Source organism: Microbacterium sp. F01 (assembly GCF_056156365.1).
In genome coordinates, this window is sequence record NZ_CM149592.1 from 632,331 (window position 1) to 651,363 (window position 19,033).

Annotated in this window: 11 protein-coding genes; 6 read left to right on the top strand and 5 right to left on the bottom strand. The window is 71.2% G+C overall.

Annotation, left to right across the window (positions count from 1 at the left end; translation table 11 throughout):
* Positions 1-220: 220 nt before the first annotated feature.
* From ACVN90_RS02785 to ACVN90_RS02795, 3 genes are all read left to right on the top strand, one after another.
* Complete coding sequence (locus tag ACVN90_RS02785; RefSeq protein WP_475100677.1) at positions 221-1,879, top strand: ABC transporter substrate-binding protein; 1,659 nt, start codon at positions 221-223, stop codon at positions 1,877-1,879.
* 110 nt (positions 1,880-1,989) lie between these two features.
* Positions 1,990-2,994, top strand: coding sequence for an ABC transporter permease (locus tag ACVN90_RS02790; protein ID WP_475102049.1), 1,005 nt, complete (start codon positions 1,990-1,992; stop codon positions 2,992-2,994).
* The gene (locus tag ACVN90_RS02795) at positions 2,991-3,953 is read left to right on the top strand and encodes an ABC transporter permease (protein ID WP_475100678.1); all 963 of its coding nucleotides are present in this window, start codon (positions 2,991-2,993) and stop codon (positions 3,951-3,953) included. The genes ACVN90_RS02790 and ACVN90_RS02795 overlap by 4 nt, the downstream gene beginning before the upstream one ends.
* A 74-nt stretch (positions 3,954-4,027) precedes the next feature.
* Here ACVN90_RS02795 and ACVN90_RS02800 read toward each other — a convergent pair whose 3' ends face one another.
* Positions 4,028-5,821: a dipeptide ABC transporter ATP-binding protein gene (locus tag ACVN90_RS02800; RefSeq protein WP_475100679.1), complete on the bottom strand. Its 1,794-nt coding sequence runs from the start codon at positions 5,819-5,821 to the stop codon at positions 4,028-4,030.
* A 162-nt stretch (positions 5,822-5,983) separates the two neighbouring features.
* On the opposite strand from ACVN90_RS02800, the gene ACVN90_RS02805 reads away from it, so the two are divergent.
* Positions 5,984-6,739 (top strand): LamB/YcsF family protein, encoded by a 756-nt coding sequence (locus ACVN90_RS02805; protein WP_475100680.1) that lies wholly within the window; start codon positions 5,984-5,986, stop codon positions 6,737-6,739.
* The gene (locus ACVN90_RS02810) at positions 6,733-8,352 is read left to right on the top strand and encodes a 5-oxoprolinase subunit B/C family protein (protein WP_475100681.1); all 1,620 of its coding nucleotides are present in this window, start codon (positions 6,733-6,735) and stop codon (positions 8,350-8,352) included. Before ACVN90_RS02805 ends, ACVN90_RS02810 begins: the two co-directional genes overlap by 7 nt.
* 76 nt (positions 8,353-8,428) lie before the next feature.
* Here ACVN90_RS02810 and ACVN90_RS02815 read toward each other — a convergent pair whose 3' ends face one another.
* The 4 genes from ACVN90_RS02815 to ACVN90_RS02830 all read right to left on the bottom strand — a co-directional run bounded on the left by ACVN90_RS02815 (position 8,429) and on the right by ACVN90_RS02830 (position 18,279).
* Entirely contained in the window at positions 8,429-10,636 is a 2,208-nt protein-coding gene (locus ACVN90_RS02815; RefSeq protein WP_475100682.1) for a caspase family protein, read from the bottom strand.
* Positions 10,637-10,704: 68 nt separating this feature from the next.
* A complete protein-coding gene (locus ACVN90_RS02820; RefSeq protein ID WP_475100683.1) occupies positions 10,705-12,855 on the bottom strand; it encodes a CHAT domain-containing protein in 2,151 nt (716 codons plus the stop codon).
* A gap of 172 nt (positions 12,856-13,027) precedes the next feature.
* Positions 13,028-15,667 (bottom strand): DUF4062 domain-containing protein, encoded by a 2,640-nt coding sequence (locus ACVN90_RS02825; protein WP_475100684.1) that lies wholly within the window; start codon positions 15,665-15,667, stop codon positions 13,028-13,030.
* On the bottom strand, positions 15,661-18,279 hold the full coding sequence (locus ACVN90_RS02830) for a DUF4062 domain-containing protein (RefSeq protein WP_475100685.1): 2,619 nt from the start codon (positions 18,277-18,279) through the stop codon (positions 15,661-15,663). Before ACVN90_RS02830 ends, ACVN90_RS02825 begins: the two co-directional genes overlap by 7 nt.
* Before the next feature lie 220 nt (positions 18,280-18,499).
* Between ACVN90_RS02830 and ACVN90_RS02835 the strand changes: the two genes are divergently transcribed.
* Positions 18,500-18,826, top strand: a complete 327-nt coding sequence (locus ACVN90_RS02835; protein ID WP_475100686.1) for a hypothetical protein — start codon at positions 18,500-18,502, stop codon at positions 18,824-18,826.
* Positions 18,827-19,033 lie beyond the last annotated feature (207 nt).

Here is a 19,033-nt window from a genome sequence, read left to right on the forward strand (position 1 = left end):
CGGGGCTGACACATCTGCTCGCGAGCCGGGGTGGGTATGACGCAGTTCGCCCGGTTCGCGGCATCCGTCCTTGTCGAAACACAATCGAGACACAGGTGTAATCCTCGATGCGCTCCTTCACGGGTAGCGTCGGAGCATCACTCCCCGCTGAGGGCTGCGCGCACCTCTGCTCCACGACGATGTGCAGCGGAGCCCACACGACATGGAAGGTGCACAGCACATGTTCCACACTGCGAGAAGGCGCTGGCTCACCGGCGCCGCGACGGTCGCCATCGGTGCGATCGTCCTCACCGCCTGCGCGAGCCAGCGCGACGACGGCGGCGGGGACGAACAGGCGAGCGACGTCGACACGACGTTCGTCTTCGGTGCGTCCGGCGACCCGGCCAGCCTCGACCCGGCCTTCGCCAGCGACGGCGAGACGTTCCGCGTCGCTCGTCAGATGTTCGAGGGCCTCGTCGGCACGGTTCCCGGCACCGCCGATCCCGCACCGCTCCTCGCGAAGAGCTGGGAGCAGCCCGACGACACCACGTACGTGTTCACGCTCGAAGAGGGTGTCACGTTCCACGACGGCACCGACTTCAACGCCGAGGCCGTCTGCTTCAACTTCGACCGCCAGAACGCCTTCACCGGTGTCGCCGCCTCGCAGAGCATGGCGTACTACTGGGGCGTCATCATGCGCGGCTTCGGCGACGAGTCGATCTACGGCGGCTGCACGGCCGACAGCGAGACGCAGGCGACCATCACGCTGAAGCAGCCCTTCGCCGGCTTCATCCCGGCGCTTTCGCTGCCGTCGTTCTCGATCCAGAGCCCCGCAGCTCTCGAGGAGTACGGCGCTGACGACGTCGGCGGCACCGAAGAGGCGCCGGTGCAGAGCGAGTACGGCCAGAGCCACCCGACCGGCACCGGGCCGTTCGTGTTCGACTCGTCGTCGCCGGGCGAGCAGGTCGTGCTGAAGGCCAACCCGGACTACTGGGGCGAGCAGGGCGTCGTGGAAGAGGTCATCTTCCGCGTCATCGGCGACACCACCGCGCGCCGCCAGGCCCTCGAGGCGGGCAGCATCGACGGGTACGACCTCGTCGCGCCCGCCGACCTGCAGGCGCTCGAGGACGCGGGCTTCAGCCTCGTCAACCGCGACCCGTTCAACGTGCTGTACCTCGGCATGAACCAGGCGGCTCCGGGGCTCGGCGACGTGAAGGTGCGCCAGGCGATCGCGCAGGCGATCGACAAGGACGCGCTCATCACCCAGGTGCTGCCCGAGGGCACGGTCGCGGCGTCGCAGTTCATGCCCGATGCGGTCATCGGCTGGAACGAGGGCGTCACCGAGTACCCGTACGACCCGGAGGCCGCCAAGGCGCTCCTGGCCGAGGCCGGCTACACCGAGGCGAACCCGCTGACGATCACGTTCAACTACCCCGTGAACATCTCGCGGCCGTACATGCCCAACCCCGAGCAGATCTTCACGAACCTGCAGAGCCAGCTCGAGGCTGTCGGCATCGTGCTCAACCCGGTGACGAACGAGTGGGTCGAGTACCTCGACCTCATCCAGGGCGGTACCGAGCACGGCATCCACCTGCTCGGCTGGACCGGCGACTACAACGATCCCGACAACTTCGTGGGCACGTTCTTCGGCCTGCCGACGAACGAGTGGGGCTTCGACAACCCGGAGCTCTTCCAGGCGCTGACCGACGCCCGCGGCCTCGCGACCGAGGAGGAGCAGGAGTCGGCCTACCAGGCGATCAACGAGCAGATCATGGAGTTCCTGCCCGGTGTGCCGCTGGCCCACCCCGTGCCGACGCTCGCGTTCGACGCGCGCGTGACGTCGTACCCGGCGAGCCCGGTGCAGGACGAGGTGTACAACATGGTGGAACTCAGCGAGTGACGCTGTAGGACGGATGCCGCTGCCGACGCTCGCGCGCCGGGGGCGGCATCCGTCACCTCCGTCCGCTTGTCCGCGACCGACCGTCGCCCCACCCGGAGAGTTCCCCCGTGCTGCTACGCACCGTCGGCAGGCGCATCCTGCTGCTCATCCCCACCCTGTTCGGACTGACCCTGCTGCTCTTCTTCTGGGTGCGCGCACTCCCGGGAGGACCCGCCGTCGCGCTCCTCGGCGAACGCGCGACGCCCGAGGCCGTCGCCGAGATCAACGAGCAGTACGGCTTCAACGAGCCGCTGATCGTCCAGTACTTCACCTGGCTCGGCCAGCTGCTGCAGGGCAACTTCGGCGTCTCGATCCAGACGCAGCGCCCCGTGACCGAGGAGTTCCTCCGCCGGTTCCCGGCTACCCTCGAGCTCACCCTGTTCGCCATCGTCCTGGCGGTCGGCGTGGGCATCGCCGTCGGCTACTGGGCCGCGCGCCGTCACGGCAAGGCCGCGGACCACCTGGCCGTCTTCGGCAGCCTCATCGGCATCACGATCCCGGTGTTCTTCCTCGGCGTCATCCTCAAGTGGATCTTCGCGATCCAGCTCGGCTGGCTCCCGTCGGACGGCCGCCAGGATCCGAGGCTCGACGCCACGCACTACACGAACTTCTACGTTCTCGACGGCATCATCACCGGGGAGTGGGATGCCGCGTGGGATGCGTTCCTGCACCTCATCCTGCCCGGCATCGCGCTGGCGACGATCCCGCTCGCGATCATCACCCGCATCACCCGGGCCTCCGTGCTCGAGGTGCAGAACTCGGACTTCGTGCGCACGGGCATGGCGAAGGGCATCTCGCGCGGGACGATCCGCGGCCGGTTCATCATGCGCAACTCGCTGCTGCCGGTCGTGACCACGATCGGTCTGCAGTTCGGCCTGCTGCTGTCGGGCGCGATCCTCACCGAGTCGGTCTTCGCCTACCCGGGCATCGGATCCTTCCTCGCCCGGGCGATCTTCACGCGCGACTACCCCGTGCTGCAGGGGTTCATCCTCTTCATCGCGGTCATCTACGCCATCATCAACCTGGCCGTCGACGTCTCGTACAGCTTCATCGACCCGAGAGTGAGGGTCTCATGACTTCCGCGATGCTTCCCCCCGCCCCGAGCGGCGGACCTGTCGACGACACGTCCGTCGACGACAAGGAGCTGCTGGCGGCCCGCACCCGCGGCGGCGGGTTCTGGCGCGACGTGTTCCGGCGGCTGCGCCGCAACCCGAGCGCGTGGGTCGGCGCCGTCATCATCACGATCTTCGTGCTCGTCGCGATCTTCGCCCCGTGGCTCGCTCCTTACGGTCCTGAGGAGCTGCCGGGGCAGAAGTACATCACCCCCGGTCACATCCCGGGTCCTGGCGAGATCCCCGGGTTCCCGCTGGGTCTCGACCGATTCGGCGGCGACATGCTGTCGAAGCTCATCTGGGGCGCGCGGGCCTCGCTGGTGATCGGCGTCGTCTCGACGCTCGTCGGCCTCGTCGGCGGCATGCTGCTGGGTCTGCTCGCCGCGACCTTCGGCGGGTGGGTCGACACCTTGGTCATGCGGTTCGTCGACATCCTGCTCTCGGTGCCGTCGCTCCTGCTCGCCGTGTCGATCGCCGCACTGATGGGGCAGACGCCGCTGGCGATCATGATCGCGATCGGCGCGGCGCAGGTGCCGATCTTCGCCCGCCTGCTGCGCGCGTCGATGCTCCAGCAGAGATCCAGCGATTACGTGCTGTCGGCGGCGACCCTCGGCCTCGGCCGCGGCCGCATCACGATGAGCCACGTGCTGCCGAACGCGATCGGGCCGGTCATCGTGCAGGCCACGCTGACGCTCGCGACCGCGGTCATCGAGGCCGCAGGTCTGTCGTACCTCGGCCTCGGCGGCGGCGTGCCGCAGACCGCCGAGTGGGGGCGCATGCTCACCTATGCGCAGCTCGAGCTCGCCGTGAACCCGTGGATCGCGATCCTCCCCGGCATCTGCATCACCGTGACGGCGCTGGGCTTCACCCTCCTCGGCGAATCGCTCCGCGAGGCCATGGACCCGCGCACGCGCGCCCGCTAGAACCGCGAAAGGGTGGATCTGCGCACGCCCGGCGTGCGGAGAGCCACCCTTTCGCGGTCGCGGAGACGGGCCGGTCAGACGGCGATGTCGAGCTCGTTGCCCGGGATCGACGCGAGGAGGCGCCGCGTGTACGGGTCGCGCGGGTTGGTGAAGATCTCCTCGGAGGAGGCCGCCTCGACCAGCTCGCCGTCCTTCATCACACAGACGTAGTCGCTGATGAGTCGCACCACGGCGAGATCGTGCGAGATGAAGAGGTAGCTGAGGCCGTACTCCCGCTGCAGGTCGCCGAGCAGCCGGAGGATCTGGTCCTGCACCAGAACGTCGAGCGCCGACACGGGCTCGTCGCACACGATGAGATCGGGCGCGAGCGCGAGCGACCGCGCGATGGCGACGCGCTGGCGCTGGCCGCCCGAGAGCTCCGACGGATAGCGGCTCAGCATGGTCTGCGGAAGCGCCACGTCGTCCAGCAGCTGCCGGACCCGCTTCGCGCGGTCCTTGGAGGAGCCGCGCTTGTAGAAGTCGAGCGGCTCGGTGATGATGCGCTCGATCGAGAACATGGGGTTGAGTGAGGAGTACGGGTCCTGGAAGATCGGCTGCACCCGCTGGCGGAAGTCGCGGAGCTGGCGCCCCTTGAGCGTTGCGACGTCGACGCCGTCGAACCGGATCGATCCCTCGGTCGGCTCGATCACCTTCAGCAGCATGCGCGCGGTCGTCGTCTTGCCCGACCCCGACTCGCCCACGATCGCGACAGTCTCGCCGCGCGGAATCGCGAAGGACACGTCCTTGACGGCGGCGAAGTCCTCCTTGCTGCCGCGCACCTGGTAGATCTTCGTGAGCCCCTCCACCTCGACGATGTTGTCGGGAGCGGATGCCTCGGCCGCGGCGTCCGCTCCCGTGCCGGCCTGGTCGATCGCGGGCTCGGCGGGAGCGAGCTCGGCGGCGGGCTCATTCACGGCGACGGGTGCGGCGTCCTTCTCGTCGGCCGGGGAGATGTCGGGCGCCGGAATCCCCGGCACGCTCGTGCGGAACACCTCGGGCCGGAGCCGCACGGCGGCGACCGAAGGGGCCGCCTTCACGAGGGCCTGGGTATAAGGGTGCTGCGGATCCTCGAGGATCTGCCGCGCGGGACCCTGCTCGACGATGCGACCGCGGTTCATCACGACGACCCTCGAGGCCCGTTCGGCGGCGAGGCCGAGGTCGTGCGTGATGAGCATGACCGACGTGCCGCGCTCGCTCGTCATCCGCCCGAGCTGGTCGAGGATGGTCTTCTGCACCGTGACGTCGAGCGCGCTCGTGGGCTCGTCGGCGATGAGCAGCTTCGGGTCGCAGGCGAGGCCGATCGCGATGAGCGCGCGCTGGCGCATGCCGCCGGAGAACTCGTGGGGGTACTGCTTGGCCCGTTCTGCCGCGTTCGGCAGGCCCGCCGCCGCGAGGGTCTCGACGACCTTGCGGTCCACGTCCTTGCGGGTGGCGAGGTCGTGGGCGAGCAGGGTCTCGGCGATCTGCGTGCCGATCTTCGCCACCGGGTTGAGGTTCGACATCGGGTCCTGCGGCACCAGACCGATCGAGCGGCCGCGGATGGTGCGCATCCTGCTCTCGGGGGCGCCCACCAGGTCTTCGCCCTCGAAGAGGATGCTGCCCTGGGTGACCTTGCCGTTGCCCGGCAGCAGTCCGATCGTCGCCATCGCGGTCGTGGACTTGCCCGAGCCGGACTCGCCGACGATCGCGAGCGTCTCGCCGGCGGCGATGTCGAGGTCGACGCCCTCGACGGCGTGCACCGGGCCGTCGATGGTCTGGAACTGGACGGCGACGTCGCGCACCTGGAGCAACGGCGCTCCGGCCGCGAGGCGGGGGGTGGTTCGGGCCATGCGCTCCATCCTGCCCCGCGGTGTCGCAATGCGCACCTGTCGGCCGCCAGCCTTTACGGATCCGTAACGAGGCGGGTCGCGGTGTGAGCATGATGCACCGCGCCCGGCGTCGAAGTTCCGGGGCACGGGGCCGACCGCAAGGCTCCGCAGTACCGTTGAAGAATGGCGGCGATCGACCTCAACGCGGACCTCGGCGAGACCGTCGACGGCGTGCCCACGGCCGACGACGAGGCGATGTTCGCCGTGATCTCGAGCGCGAATGTGGCCTGCGGCGGACACGCGGGCGATGCAGCGTCGATGCGCGAGGCGGTGGTGCGGGCCGAGCGGTTCGGCGTCGCCGTCGGGGCGCACCCGTCCTACCCCGATCGCGCGAACTTCGGCCGGATCGCCGTCGTCATCGACCCCGCCGAGCTCACCGCCGCTGTCGCGCAGCAGCTGGCCGCGCTCGCCGACTCAGGCGCCGACCTCCGCTACGTCAAGCCGCATGGGGCGCTGTACCACGCGGTCATCTCCGACCGCGAGCAGGCGCACGCCGTCGCCCGCGCCATCGCCGACCGCTCGGCCATGCTCGGCCGGCCTCTGCCCGTGCTGGGCCTGCCCGGCGAGATCGCGCGGGCCGCAGCATCCGTCGGTCTGCCGTTCGTCCGCGAGGCGTTCCTCGATCGCGGCTATCTGCCGGACGGCTCGCTCGTGCCGCGCACGCAGCCCGGCGCCCTGCTCGACGACCCGGAGTGGGTGGCCGAGCGTGCCGTGCGCCTCGCGCGCGAGGGCGTCGTGGAGGCGCTCGAGGGCTCTCTCGTGCACGCGGATGCCGCGTCCCTCTGCGTCCACGGCGACTCGCCGTCGGCCGTCGACATGGCCCGCGCCGTGCGCGCGGCGCTCGACGCCGCGGGCGTCGAGGTGCGGGCGCCGTGGTGACCCCGCGCCTGCGCCCGATGGGGGAGCGCGCGTTCCTCCTCGAGGTCGGCGCGCTCGACGAGGTGCTCCCGCTGCACGCCGCGCTCGCCGCCTCGCGTCCGGATGGCGTCGTCGACCTCGTGCCCGCGGCACGCACCGTGCTCGTGCGGGTCGACGCCCGGGTGCTTCCCGTGCCCACGGCCCGCTCGTGGGCGCTCGCCGCGGCCACGACGGCGGTGCGGGAGACGGATGCTGCGGCCCCGACCGTCGAGCTCGACATCGCGTACGACGGGGCAGATCTTGCCGACACCGCGCGCCTCTTGGGCGTCGACACCGACGAGCTCGTGCGGCGTCACACCGAGGCGGAGTGGCGGGTGGCCTTCACCGGCTTCGCGCCCGGTTTCGGATACCTCGTGAGCGACGACTGGCCGTTCGACGTGCCTCGGCTCGAGACCCCGCGCACCCGCGTGCCGGCGGGCTCCGTCGGGCTCGCGGGCGTCTTCAGCGGCGCCTACCCGCGCGACACACCCGGTGGCTGGCGGCTCATCGGCACGACCGCGGCACGCCTGTTCGACCCGGATGCCGCGTCCCCCGCGCTCCTGTCCCCGGGTGGGCGCGTGCGGTTCCGCCCGGTGCCCGCCGCCCATCGCGCGTCGGTGGAATCAGGGGATCCGGCGGGAACAGGACGTTTCGCGCCGAATCCACCTGCTCTCGCCGGATCTCCTGATCTCGCGGCGCAGGGAGGGCGGCCGGGGGCGACGGGACGCGGCATCCGTGTCGTCGAACCGGGTCTTCTGACGACGGTGCAGGATCTCGGGCGGGAAGGGGCAGGATCCGTCGGCGTCGCGGTGTCAGGGGCACTCGACCGCGGGGCGCTGCGTACGGCGAACCGACTGGTCGGCAACCCCGAGGGCGCCGCCGGGCTCGAGGTGACGATGGGCGGGCTGCGCGCCGTGGCCGAGACAGACCTCTGGGTCGCGGTGACGGGGGCGTGGGGCACGGTGCGTCTCGACGGGCGGGAGGTCGATCCGTACGAGGCCCACGAATGGCGTGCCGGCGCCGAACTGCATCTCGAGTGGTTCGCGCACGGTGCGCGCGGCTACGTCGCGGTCCGCGGGGGACTCGACGCGCGCGTCGCGCTCGGCTCGCGGGCGACCGATCTGCTCGCGGGACTCGGACCCGCGGCGCTGCGCGGGGGCGACATCCTGGGCGCGCGCGACGACGTGGCGGCACCGATTCCTGTCGCTCCTCCCGCCGGCTGGGGGGCGCCGGACGACCGCGAGTTCGAACTCGAGCTCGCGCCCGGTCCGCGGGCCGACTGGTTCGCGCCGGCGGCGCTCGCGACCCTGTTCGACACGGTGTGGACCGTGTCGAACCACGCCGACCGCGTCGGCGCGCGCCTGGACGGGCCCGCGCTGGCGCGCGTGCGCACCGGCGAGCTCGCGAGCGAGGGCATGGTGCCGGGCGCGCTGCAGGTGCCGCCGAGCGGCCGGCCCACGATCCTGCTCGCCGACGGCCCCGTGACGGGCGGCTACCCCGTCATCGCGGTCGTGACCGACGCGAGCCTCGACCTCGTCGCGCAGGCGCGTCCGGGCACCCGCATCCGCTTCCGGCACGCCCGCCCGGCGGGCTGATCCCGCGCCTCGCGTGCCGCGACCCGCGGGATCCGCAACGGGATCCCGCGGGTCGTGGCACCCCGCAGCGGAGCGGCTACTGCGGGCCGGACTCCAGCAGGTCCGCCGTCGCCCGCAGGATCGCGACGATCGCGGCGGTGCGCACGTCGGCCGCCGAGCGCTGGCCGTCCGTCTCGGCGACGAGCTTCTGCTTCTCGACGGTGTCGTGCAGCGACGTGAGCAGCACCCGAGAGCCGAGCGAGCCGGCCGCCGAGAGCATCGGCCGCTGCTCGTAGTCGTCGTCGATGCTGTCGACCACGGCGGCGACGAACTCGCTGTTCGTGAGGCCGGGGCTCTTCGCCAGCACGGCGAGCGCCGCGGTCGTGAACACGCCGTGCCCGTTGGTCTCGAGCGCCACCTGATTGGGCTGGCACGCGCTGACGAGCACCTCTCGCTGGTCGCCGCGGGGCGCGGGAGCCTCGGCGGCGCGGTCGGTCTCGACGGCGACGACGCGTTCCCAGGCGGCTCTGCGGAACTCGTCACCGAGCGCGGCGGCCCGCTTGCTGCGGAAGGCCTCCTCCTCGTCGCCGTCCAGCACCGTCATGCGGGGCGTCGTGCCGGCGGGGTACTGGATCGCGTCGAACTCCGAGCGCGTGAGGCCGCGGTTGACGGTGCCCGAGTGGCACGAGTCGAAGAAGAGCGTCGCCGCGACGCCGTCCGGGATCGCGTCCCAGATCGCGCCGAGGTCGTCGTCGACGATGAGCTCGCCCCCGCGGAAGTCGACGGGGCAGAGTGCCTCGTCGCTCGCGCCGAACGTGTCGGTCTCGTCGCCGTCGAGGTCGGGGACGAACGTGCCGTGCCCGGCGAACTGGATCGCGACGATGTCGCCGTCCCGCGCCGTCGAGACCTTGTCGAGCATCGCACGGAGGATCTCGTCGCGCGTCGCGTCGCCGTCGCGGATGTACTCGACATCGAACTTCGCGGCCTCGAGGGCGGCGCCCCAGGCATCGGCGTCGGCCACGCAGCCGCCCAGCGGATCCTTCGGGTACTTGTCGATGCCGACGCACAGCGCGAGCTTGCGGGGCACGGCACCCCGTACGCCCGTCGGCTCGGGGCGCGGCGTGCGCGAGCTCCCGCCTTCGAGCACGACCTCTCGCGCCCGCTTCGGGAAGTCCGCGACACCGTCGGGCTCGTCGCTGTCGGGCACGCCGACGACACGGCGCGCGAGGCTCATCATCGTCTCGACGTCGTTGTCGAAGTCGCCGTGGGAGGTCGCCTGCGTGCTGCTGCGACGGCCCTTCGAGACCGGACCCTTCACGAGGCGGCCGGGGTCGTCGCCGAGGTACGCCATGGTGCGCCCGGCATTGCGGAGGTGCTCGTCGAGCCCGAGGATCTTGGCACCCTTGTCGGCCTCGAATGCCCGCGAGACGAGGTACAGCAGCGACTTGCGGTAGACCCCCGCGGTGTTGTCCCGCTTCTCGTGCGTCTCGTCCATCGTGAAGATCGCGACGTCGTGGATCTTCCCGGACTCGGCGAGGGGCAGCAGCGTCGCCTCGAACGTGTCGAGCCGCACGGCCGGCGCGAGGAAGGTGACGCTCGCGACGTGATCGACGGCATCGGCGCCGTCGAACAGCCGCGGGACGAAGTGCGAGTGGTAGATCGATCCCGCGCTGTGCCCGGCGACGTGGATCTCGATCGCCCCCTGGTTGGCGGCCATGTACTCGCGCAGGGCTCCGGCGAGCACGTCCGCGCCGCCGCGGGTGCCGTCCTTCATCGCGGGGAGGCAGGCGGCCGCAGAGTCGAGCTTCATGTCGTCCCAGAACTTGCGTCCGCCGAGCACGCGGGCGGCGGCCTCGACGGCGAGATCGGTGATGTCGGTGAACCCCCTCTTGCCCGTGGCCTTGCCCGAGATGACGTCGGCCAGCGTCGTCATGAGTCCGCTCTCCCACACCAGGTGGATCGGGTACACCCCGTTCTTCTTCCACCACGCGACCTGGTGGTGGGCGGTCAGCAGCCCCGCGCCTTTGTCGGTGAGCCCGCCGTGCGCCCAGATCAGCACCGGGACGGGCGGCGGCACGTCGCCCTTCGGCGCCTTCTTCGCCTGCTGCTCGACGAAGGCCGCGAGGTCGGTCGTGACGATTCGCCGCACGTCGTCGGCCGTGGTCGCGAAGTCCTCGACGGTGCGGGGCTTCGCCGGCGCCGTCTTGGCGAGCTTGCCGTCGGCGGTGTGGACGACGTGCTTGCGCAGCGCGGCGAGCTCCGCCGCGCTCAGGGTCGCCCCGCGGGAGGCTGTGGTGGTGGGCATGATGTCACGTCCTGTCTGCTGGTGGATGGCGGTGGGCGGTGGTGCGGGCGGCCCGGACTGTCGGGCGGTCATCGGGGCTCGAACCTCGCACGGGGATCGGCGAACACGGTGAACGCGAGCGAGGTGAGATCGCCCGCTTCGCGCGCGGCGCGGCGCGCGGCGAGAACGGCCTCGCCGAGGGTGGCCCCGTCGCGCAGCGCCTGCTCGTAGAACGTGCGGACGAACACCGATGTGACGTCGTCGCGCACGGCCCAGGAGCACCCGATGAACACCCCGACGCCTCCCCGCAGGAACACCTCGGCGAACCCGCCGAGGCCGGTGGCTCCGGAGCGCAAGCGCCCCACATCGCACGCGCTCAGGAAGACGAACGGCGTCGACTCCCGCGCCCGATCGCTGCCGGCCTCGGGCATGTCGCGTCGGGCATCGGAGTCGGTGTACGAGGCGGAATCGTCGTTGCGCCGCAGCGAGAAGCGCGCGAACGCGATCTCCTGGCCGAGCGGAGCCACATCGCGCCAGCGGCCGTGCCCGGCGAAGTGCAGGAGGTCGAAGTCGCCGTCGCTGATCGCGTCGCGCAGCTGGGCGGAGTCCGATGCCGTCCGGGGTGCCCGCTTGAGGAGCTTCTTGAGCACGGTGACCTCCTCGCGGGCGCGAGGCAGGCGCAGACGCCGGTTGACGTAGCTCGGCGCGATGGCGACGACGCGGCGGGGATCGATCGGGATGACGGTGGGCCGGGGCGTTCCGTACATCCACCGCATGAGTCCCAGGTCGCCGAGGAAGAACCGATCCGCGTCCGGCCGCTGGTTGCCCACCGGCACCAGGTGCACGATCTCCCACGGGATGTCGAGCTCGCCCGACGTCTGGAGCACCAGCTGAGATATGCGCCGCCGCCGGTTCCACAGCAGGGAGTTCACGTCGTCGCCGAGGAGCTCGCGCGCGATCCGCGCACCGAGCGAGCGCACCTCGCGTCGGGCGGTCGCGGCGGCGGCCTCGGCGTCATCCTTCGCCTCCTCCTCGTACGCGGAGCGGATGGCGGCGAGGTCGGCGTAGATCTGCTCGACGTAGCCCGCCTTGTCGGGGAGATGCGCCGTGTGGCGCGCCACGGTCTCCCCGACCTTCGCGGTGATGACGAGCTCGCTCTCGCCGCTCGCGATGGACTCGTCGATCGCGAGCGTGGGCAGGTCGGCGATGCTCCGCGGCGGGACGGCGACGGATGCCTCGACCACGTGCGCATCGCCCGTGCCGCCCTCGTCCGCATCGGCGGGGAGGATCGGGGCGCTCAGCGCGAGCGTGGCGAGTGTCGCCATCACGGGCGGCTGCGTGAACTTCACCGTGATGTGGCCGCGCCCGGGATCCCGAGGCACGAGCCGGAAGACGAGCCGCCGGGGTTCGTCGGCGGAGTCGGGCAGGGTGGTGGTCAGAGACGCCGTCTGCCCGTCGGCGAACGAGAGCCCGCGGAGCTGGACCGCCACCTCGATCTCACGCGTCGGGTCGAAGGTCGCCGGAGCCTTGATGTGCGCGGTGCCCGCGGTCGGGACGAGGTCCTGCAGCGACACCCGGATCACCGCCTCGAACTCGACCTCCTGCACGAGCCGCGACGGGATCGCCGCGTCGACGAACGCCGGCACGGGCGCGGCACCCGAGACACCGGTCGACGGCGCCGCCGGCCGCGCCGCAGGACCGGGCGCAGGGGCAGGTGCGGGAGCCGGTGCTGGTGGTGGCGGTGCGGGAGCGGCCATGGACGGGGGCGCGAGTCCAGGAGATCGGCCACTTGTGCCGAAGCCCCCGCCGAAGACGTCTCCGAGGTCGGGCGGAGGTTCGGCCATCGCGGCCTCTTCGCCGCCGGCGCCCATGCCGCCCTGCGCGACCTTCTCCGCGAGCGCGGCCATCCCGGTCTCGAAGTCGCTCGCGACGATGCTGAGGTGCACCCTCTCGCCGTCGGCGACCGCGATCCGCGCCGAGTAGCCGTCGCCGTCGGGCTCGAGGTGGACCAGCTCCACCCCGGAGTCGCGCGCGACGATCACGGCGTAGTGGAAGTCGTCGGATCCATGCACGCGCACCGTCGCCACGGTGTCCGCGCGCGCCTCCAGCACGGCGTCGGCCAGCAGCATGATGCCCGTCTGATCCGGGCCGGTGCCGGGCGGGGCAGGATCCAGACGCACGTCGAGGGCATCGGCGTCGGCGTCGATGTCGACGCGCGGCACATCCGGAACCAGAGCCATCCCGACCCCCTCGCTCCGCTGCCCGTTCCCCACGGGCACCGCCACCTGATGAATCCGAGGAGTGCAGTCCGGTGCACAGCATACGAGCGCATACCTCACCGCACCAGAGCGCTGCGCGCCGGGTCCTGATACCTCGGATTCACGGATGCTGCGGCCCGCAGCATCCGTCCGGCTACCAGGCTTTGAGCGCCTCGGCGACGGTCGCGAACTCGTGCTCCGCGAGCGCCAGCTGCACCGCCTCGGCGACCGTCAGCTCGGCTCCGGCGATCTCGCCCGCGTCGACGCTCTGCGGATCGCGGCCGCGGAGGATCTCGAGGTACGGGGTGTGGACGGTGAAGGCCCCCACGTCGAAGATGCCGATGCGCCGGCGGATCTCGCCGGCCGCCACGGCCAGGGCCGCCGCCCGCCACGCCTCGCCGTGCGCGGCCGCCACCGCGCACACGCCCTCGAGCCCGTACGCGACACCCTCCTCGTAATGCAGCCCGATCGACAGCAGAAGGGTGTGGACGAACTCCCGCTCCGCCTCGTCGATGCGGCCGAGCTGGAAGTTGAGCCGCGACCGGAGGTTTCCGGCGACGGACGTCGTGAACAGGTCGCCGCGGGCCTCGGCGACCGAGGTGGCGCGGTCGAAGTGCGCGAGGGCGTCGTCGGTGGAACCGCGCACCCATGCGAGCCGGCCGAGCGAGACCTCGGTGATCGCCTCGGCCCACGTGTTGCCGCGATCCCGCAGCGTGACGACCGCCTCGCGCAGCTCGGCGTCGGCCTTGTCGGTGTCGAGATGAGAGAACTGCACGCGCGCCGTCGCGCGGGCGGCGAGCGCCATCGCCGCGGCATCCTCGTCCCCGCTCTCGCGGAAGAGGCGGACGCACTCGCCGAGGCCTGCCACCACCTGCTCGCTGGGCCGCTGCCACATCTCGCCCCACAGCGCGAAGAACCACGCGATCGCGCGGGTGTGAGCCGTGATCGGCTGCTCGTGCTGCTTCTCGAGGAGCTCCAGCATCCACACCCGCACCTCGGCGAAGAAGCCGGAGATCCACCAGTAGATGAGCAGGCTCCACGCGAAGTCGCCGGCGTCGTCGAGCCGGTTCGTGTAGACGAGGTGGCGCACGGCCGCGCGGAGGTTCGGCAGATCGAGGCCGAGCCGGACGACCGCGTCGGCCTGCCCGCGCCCGCCGAGGTCGGGGGCGATCCGCTGGACGAGCCCCCGGTAGTAGTCGGCGTGGGCGCGCCGCACGCGCTGCGCGTCGCCGCGCTCCTTGAGGCGCCCGAGCGCGTACTCGCGCACGATCGCGAGCAGGGAGAACACCCGCCGACCCCCGAGTTCGCTCTGCTTCACGAGCGAGCCGTCGGCGAGGGCAGCGAGCGCGTCGATCGCGTGGCCGCCCCACGAGCGCCACTCGCCCAGCGCCTCGACGGCGTCGAGCGTGAACCGTGTGGCGAACACCCCGAGGTCTTCGAGCAGGTCGCGCTGCTCGGGCGGCAGCAGGCCCACGCTCCAGTCGATCGTCGCCCGCATCGTGCGGTGTCGCTCGGGCAGGTCGCGCACGGCGGCCGTCAGCAGCGGCAGGCTCTGCTCGAGACGCGCGGCGATCTGCGCCGGGGTGAGCAGGCGCACCTTCGCCGCGGCGAGTTCGATCGCCAGGGGCAGCCCCTCCAGCCGGCGGCAGATGTCGGCGAGGTCCCGCGCGTTGTCGGGCGTGACGTCGAAGTGCGGATCGATCGCCCGCGCCCGGTCGACGAACAGCGACACGGCCGCCGAGCGCGTGGTGCGGTCGAGGCTCGCCGGGCCCTCTCCGGCGGGCGTCGTGAGAGGCGGCACGTCGTAGACCCGCTCGCCGCGGATGCGCAGCACGATGCGGCTCGTCACCAGGAACGTCGCCGTGGGCGCGACCGTGTACAGCCGCACCAAGACGGGTGCGGCATCGACGATCTGCTCGAAGTTGTCGAGCACGATCAGCGCGCGGCGATCCGCGAGGGCATGGGCGATGCGCTCCTCGAGCGCGGCTTCGCCGTTGTCGCGGATGCCGAGATAGTAGGCGATCGTCGGCAGCAGCAGTCCCGGCTCGAGCACCCCCTCGAGGAGCACGAAGTACACGCCGTCCGGGAACAGGTCGGTACACGCCCGGGCGGACTCGATCGCGAGCCGGCTCTTGCCGATGCCGCCGGGACCGATGAGGCTCACCACGCGGTCGGTGCCCCGCGCCAGGAGCGTGCGCACGGCATCGATGTCGGCCTCGCGGCCGATGGTCGTCGTGTAGGGCACCGGGATGCGGCCGACCAGGTTCACGGGTGCGACATCGGCGCCGGGCTCCCCTGCCGTACGGGATTCGTCGAAGCGTTCGGCGAGGAGCATGGCGAGGTCGCCGGCGACCTGGTCTTCGAGGTCTTGGGCGTTGTGGAAGTGGAGGTAGGCGGCGGTGTCGTCGGCTTGGATGCGGGCGATGAGTCCGGTGAGTCGTTCGTCGCGGGTGTCGGTGTCTTTGACGTAGATGAGTTTGGGCATGCCGGCGGGGGCGAGGTTGTATTCGTCTTCGAGGCCGGAGACGTTCTCGTCGGGGGCGACCCAGCCGTAGCTCTGGCCGTAGATGCCGATGAAGATGTCGGATTGGGCGAGGTAGGAGCGGTAGAGGTCTCGGGGTGGGTGGGGGCGGGCGCCGAGTTCGAACATCACGGGGGCGAGCCGGAGTCGCTCGATGGCCGACCGCACTGCTTCGCGTTCTTCCGCGAGCTCGCGCAGGGTCGAGCTCACGAACACCCGGATCCGCTGGTCGGGCGTACGGATCACGGGAGTCCGCTCGAGGCCCGTCACCACGAAGGGACCTTCTCGCGGACGTCCGCGTCGGCGTCGGGCAGCGCGATCGCGATGGCCTCCGCGAGGCCCATCTCCCTCCCTGCGCGCTCGCCGGCCTCGACGCTCTCGGGGTCGACGGCCCGCAGCGCCTCCAGCGGTGCGAGGTGCACGGCGAACCCTTCGATGTCGTAGATGCCCGTCGTCTCGCGGATCGTGGCCGCCACCGCGGCCAGGGCGCCGGCGCGCCACGCGTCGCCGTGCGAGGCGGCGATCGCGCACATGCCCTCCAGCCCGTAGGTGGCGCCGTCGACGAAGTGCAGCCGGATCGACAGCAGGAGCGTCAGCAGGAACTCGGACTCCGCCTCGTCGCGCTCGCCCAGCACGAAGCGCAGACGCGCGCGGTTGTTGCCCGCGACGACACGCGTGAAGGCGTCATCGGCGGCGTCGGCGATGTCGACGGCGCGACCGAGGTGCTCGAGGGCCGCCGGGATGTCGCGTCGCAGCATGCCGAATTGGCCGAGCACCGTCTCGGCGAGGGACTCCGCCCAGCTGTCGCCGAGGTCGTGGAGCGTTGCGATCGCCTCGCCGATCTCGGCCAGGAACACCGCCTCGTCGAGGTCGGGGAACTGCAGCCGTGTCGACGCCTTCGCCGCGAGCGCCATCGCGGCGGCCTGCTCGTCGCCGGCCTCGGTGAACAGCCGCACGACCTCGCCGAGGACCTCCACCGCCTGCCCGCTCGGCCGCTGCCACAGCTCGGCCCACAGCGGGAAGAACGTCGCGATCGCGCGCGTGCGCGGGGTCAGCGGCATCCGTTTGTCCAGCAGTTCCAGCATCCACAGCCGCACGTCGGCGAAATACCCGCAGATCCACCAATAGGCGAGCATCGTCCATGCGAAGTCGCCAGCGTCGTCGAGCCGGTTCGTGTAGACGAGGTGGCGGGCCGCAGCGCGCAGGTTCGGCACCTCGAGCCCCAGCTCGGCGACGGCGTCGATCTGCTCGGCGCCGCGCAGCCGCGGCGCGACCCGGTGCACCAGGTCGAGGTAATAGTCGGCGTGGGCGATCCGCATCTCGTCGGCGGCCTTGCGGGCCACGAGCCTCTCGAGGGCGTACTCGCGCACGATCGCCAGGAGCGAGAACACCGAGCGGCCGCCGGAGTCGATGCGCTGCACCAGCGATGCGTCGATCAATGCGGCGAGCGTCTCGATCGTCTGGGGGCCCCACGAGCGGGTCTCGCCCACCGCCTCGACCGACTCGAGGCTGAACCGGGCGGCGAAGACGCCGAGGTCCTCGAGCATCGCGCGCTGCTCGTCGGCCAAGAGGCCCACGCTCCAGTCGATCGTCGCGCGCATGGTGCGATGACGGTCGGGGAGATCCCGCACCGAGGTGGACAGCAGCGGCAGGCTGTGCCCGAGCCGCTCGGCGACGTCGTGCGGCGAGAGGAGCCGGATCTTCGCGGCGGCGAGCTCGATCGCGAGCGGCAGCCCGTCGAGCCGGCGGCAGATGGCGACGACATCGGCCGCGTTCTCGACGGTCAGCCGGAAGCCGGGGAGCGCGGACGCGGCACGTTCGGCGAACAGCACGCACGCCGAGGACGCCTGCGCCTGCCCGAGCGTCGCAGGCACGTCCGGCGCGGGGGTCGCGAGAGACTCGACCTCGAAGACACGCTCCCCGCGGATGCGCAGCACGACGCGGCTCGTCACCAGGAAGCATGCGCGCGGCGCCAGCGAGTACAGGCGCACGAGGACCGGCGCCTCGTCGATGATCTGCTCGAAGTTGTCGAGCACGATCAGCACGTGCCGGTCGCCGATCGCCTGCGCGATGCGCTCCTCGAGCGTGGCCGCACCGGTGTCGCGTACGCCGAGGATGTAGGCGATCGTCGGCAGCAGGAGCCCCGGTTCGAGCACGCCCTCGAGCGGCACGAAGTAGACCCCGTCGGGGAACAGGTCGGTGTTCGCGTGGGCTGCCTCGATCGCGAGCCGGCTCTTGCCGATGCCACCCGGCCCGATGAGGCTCACGACGCGGTGCAGGCCTCCGGCCAGGAGCGCCCGGATCTCGGCGAGCTCCCCCTCGCGCCCGATCGTCTCGGTGTACGGCTCGGGCACGCGTGCGGCGAGCGAGATCTCGGCGGCCGTCGCAGGCTCCGTGCGCCGTGACTGGTCGAAGCGTTCGGCGAGGAGCATGGCGAGGTCGCCGGCGACCTGGTCTTCGAGGTCGTGGGCGTTGTGGAAGTGGAGGTAGGCGGCGGTGTCGTCGGCTTGGATGCGGGCGATGAGTCCGGTGAGTCGTTCGTCGCGGGTGTCGGTGTCTTTGACGTAGATGAGTTTGGGCATGCCGGCGGGGGCGAGGTTGTATTCGTCTTCGAGGCCGGAGACGTTCTCGTCGGGGGCGACCCAGCCGTAGCTCTGGCCGTAGATGCCGATGAAGATGTCGGATTGGGCGAGGTAGGAGCGGTAGAGGTCTCGGGGTGGGTGGGGGCGGGCGCCGAGTTCGAACATCACGGGGGCGAGCCGGAGTCGCTCGATGGCCGACCGCACTGCTTCGCGTTCTTCCGCGAGCTCGCGCAGGGTCGAGCTCACGAACACCCGGATCCGCTGGTCGGGCGTACGGATCACGGGGTGTTCCACCCCAGTCATGTGCATATATTGGCGCGATCCGGGCGATTCCGCCATGGTTTCAGTGCATTGATGTATCGGATGCCCCCGCGCCGACTCGGCCGGGGCGCATCCCGCTTCGCGTCCAGCGCCTCCCTTCCGCGCGGGCGTGCGCAGGAGTATGTTGCGGCGGTGACGGCGTCGAAGTGGACACCGTCGTCCGGATCGGGGCTCCGGGCGTCATTCAAGGGGAGGAAAAGCAATGAAGAAGGTTTTGGCGTGCGCGGTGGTCGCGATCGGGCTGGTGCTCGGCAGCGGCGGGGCCGCGATGGCGGGCGAGGTCAACGGGAACGGCGGTGAGGCGCAGGGCGCGAACAACTCCGCATCGGAGTGCGCGTTCTCGGGCCAGGACACCGTCGACAGCGTCGAGGGGAACCCCGAGGGCTTCGATGACGACGCCCTTGCGATGCGAGGCAACCAGAAGCACGGGTACAAGGGCATCCAGAGCTACGGGATGTTCGTGAGCGCGGGCATCGACGTGGGCGTGAACCCCGGCATGGCGTGCAGGGGCAACCTCGGCAAGAAGTAGTCCCGATCACGAGCCGCACCCGTGCGCTCCGGCCCTGCGCCGGGCGCACGGGTGCGGTCGATTTCGGGCTTATACCGCAGCATCCGGAACTTTTCAAGAATCGGACTGGACACGGCGCGTCGTCCGACATATAGTAGGTCTTTGCGCTCTTGGATTCCCCCTGCCCTCATATGGTGGTCGGCTGTGCCTGCGCCCCCTCACGTTCAC